The 2,239-nt window shown below is 42.8% G+C and carries 4 protein-coding genes; all 4 read right to left on the bottom strand.

All coding sequences use genetic code 11. The features are described 5' to 3' along the window. Positions 1-42 precede the first annotated feature (42 nt). Genes C510_RS17440 through C510_RS0115835 form a run of 4 tightly spaced genes read right to left on the bottom strand, consistent with a single transcriptional unit; the run spans position 43 to position 2,063 of the window. Positions 43-165, bottom strand: a complete 123-nt coding sequence (locus tag C510_RS17440) for an HAD hydrolase family protein (protein WP_425311425.1) — start codon at positions 163-165, stop codon at positions 43-45. A gap of 18 nt (positions 166-183) precedes the next feature. Then, complete coding sequence (locus C510_RS0115845; RefSeq protein ID WP_018712247.1) at positions 184-780, bottom strand: sugar O-acetyltransferase; 597 nt, start codon at positions 778-780, stop codon at positions 184-186. A 17-nt stretch (positions 781-797) separates the two neighbouring features. After that, positions 798-1,427: an NUDIX hydrolase N-terminal domain-containing protein gene (locus C510_RS0115840; RefSeq protein WP_018712246.1), complete on the bottom strand. Its 630-nt coding sequence runs from the start codon at positions 1,425-1,427 to the stop codon at positions 798-800. A 60-nt stretch (positions 1,428-1,487) separates the two neighbouring features. Further along, entirely contained in the window at positions 1,488-2,063 is a 576-nt protein-coding gene (locus C510_RS0115835) for a Crp/Fnr family transcriptional regulator (RefSeq protein ID WP_018712245.1), read from the bottom strand. Positions 2,064-2,239: the final 176 nt, after the last annotated feature.

The following is a 2,239-nucleotide window of genomic DNA, read 5'->3' as shown; positions in this document are numbered from 1 at the left end:
CTGACACCAGCCGCCTGAGGAGCTACACTTTACTTGCGAAACTTAAGTAATTTTATAACCTAAGCTACCGGCTTCTTTTAATACTTTGATTGTAGAACAAGGAACGCTGTGCGTTTCAAAACTCAATAAAGTCCCGTCAATATCTAAAAATATAGCTTTTGCCATACTCTTCTTCCCCTTATTCTATACCATCTCTTGCAAATGCTTTATCACTCGGCAAGGGTTTCCTACCGCAACACAATTTTCAGGAATAGAACGGGTCACTACACTGCCTGCTCCGATGACACTGTTCCTGCCGATAGTGACTCCCGGCAACAGGACGGAACCTCCGCCAATCCATACACCGTCCTCTACTCTGACGGGCAGAGCGTATGTGCGGCATATTTCTTCGCCTTCAGACCAATCCTGCACCATGCGTTCGTTTACTTTCGTGGAATGGGTGGCTGTATATATCTGCACATTGGGAGCAATCAACACATTGCTGCCAATATCAATGCGGTTGTTGTCCACGAAAGTACAATTCATGTTGATAATCACTTTGTCGCCTATGAAAATATGTTTCCCGTATTCACAATGGAAATCAATATCCACATGCACTCCTTTTCCCATGCGCCCGAACATCTCACGCAACAGAGCTTGCTTACGCTCCGTGTCGGCGTAATCCGCAGCATTGAATTGTGCCAACAGCCGCCTTGTGCGCAAAATCATTTCCATTATTTTCGGGTCTTTACTTCCAATAAAAGGTTCGCCCGCCAAACATTTCTCGTATTCCGTTTTCATTTTATCAGCCCTTTCGTTTAATCAAATTCTACCTGCCAATTTTCATCCCGGTAAGCTGAAAAGCACATTGCTATTTGCTCCTTGTTATTCTTTTCTTCAGCCAATACCGGTAGTTCATCTATCCCGAAATAACCGCTCTCCACGGTTTCCATATTCGGTTCAAAGTTCCCACCCAACACCTTGCAGAGTACAAATACCTTGCACACGTTGTAAGCGTATGGAGGTTGGTTGCGTTTGTTCCGGTCTTGCAAGGCGATGATGCGAATGGCTTCTACATCCAACCCAGCTTCCTCCCGTACTTCCTTGACGGTATTTGACCGGATGGTCTGCATGACATCTACCCATCCGCCCGGCATAGACCAAGTGCCATTTTTTTCCTTTACCAACAGAATCTTATTATCCTTGAAAATCGCCGCACGGGTATCGAGTTTTGGGGTCTGAAATCCTGTTTCATTGCAAAACAAATCTTTCACTTGTTCCAAAGGCAGCCTGCCCTGTAAACTCATTATCTCGGCTGCGATTTCCCGGACACGCTCAAAACGTTCCTTGTCAAATGGGTCTTTTGTATAAGTCAATCCCGCTTGCGCAATGAACTGAAGCTCTTTTGCCCATTCCAGCCATTGATGTTCCTGCTTTTGTTTATCCATAATCTTTGCATGTCATTTAATTAGGCAAAAATAGGAACAAGAAATCATTTCTCGTTTACCCTACGTTAAAAAACGCCTATTAGCTCTGATACGGCTCAATGATTGTTGTGTAATGCCCAGAAACGAAGCTATATATCCCAACTTCACTCTTTGAAAGAGTTCGGGACATTCTTTGGTCAAATATTCATAACGTTCTTGGGCAGACCAGTTCAAACGCTGGATGTGAATATCTTGTAGGCGAAGGAAGTTTTCTTGCTGCAACACCCGCATCCAGTTTGCAAGGTCCATGTACGACCGATACAACTTATCCAATTGTTCTACTGATATGGAATAAGCTGTAGTTTCTTCTAAAGTTTCCACATATTCAAAGCCAGCTTTGTGGCGGTATAAATCCCATGAGCCACAGGCGGCATCACCTTCCTTAGAGAACCATGTCGTTATTTGTGTTCCACCGTGCAAAACATAAGAGCGTGTAATGCCTTTTTCAATGAAATAAACCTTTCTATCCAGTTTCCCGGCATGGATAATAATTGTTTTTGCCGGAAATACGCATCGCTTAAAAAGGCATACCAATGCCTCTAATGCTTCATCCGAAACCGGATAATACGTTCTTATCTTTCTGATAATGCTTTCCATAAAAATATTCTTTTTGCAAAGGTATAAAATAAGAGTGGCAATAAAGACAAAATATCCTCTTGATACTTATTCCTTTTTAATAAATTACTTAAGTTTCGCAAGTAAAGTGTAGCTCCTCAGGCGGCTGGTGTCAGCCTGTCGAAAGCCTGCTTTACTGCTTTGATTTGTTTATCGTT

The organism is Phocaeicola barnesiae DSM 18169 = JCM 13652 (genome assembly GCF_000374585.1).
GTDB classification, from domain to species: Bacteria; Bacteroidota; Bacteroidia; order Bacteroidales; family Bacteroidaceae; genus Phocaeicola; species Phocaeicola barnesiae.
The sequence above is the reverse complement of the archived record's forward strand: the minus strand, read 5'-3'. Positions and strand labels throughout refer to the sequence as shown.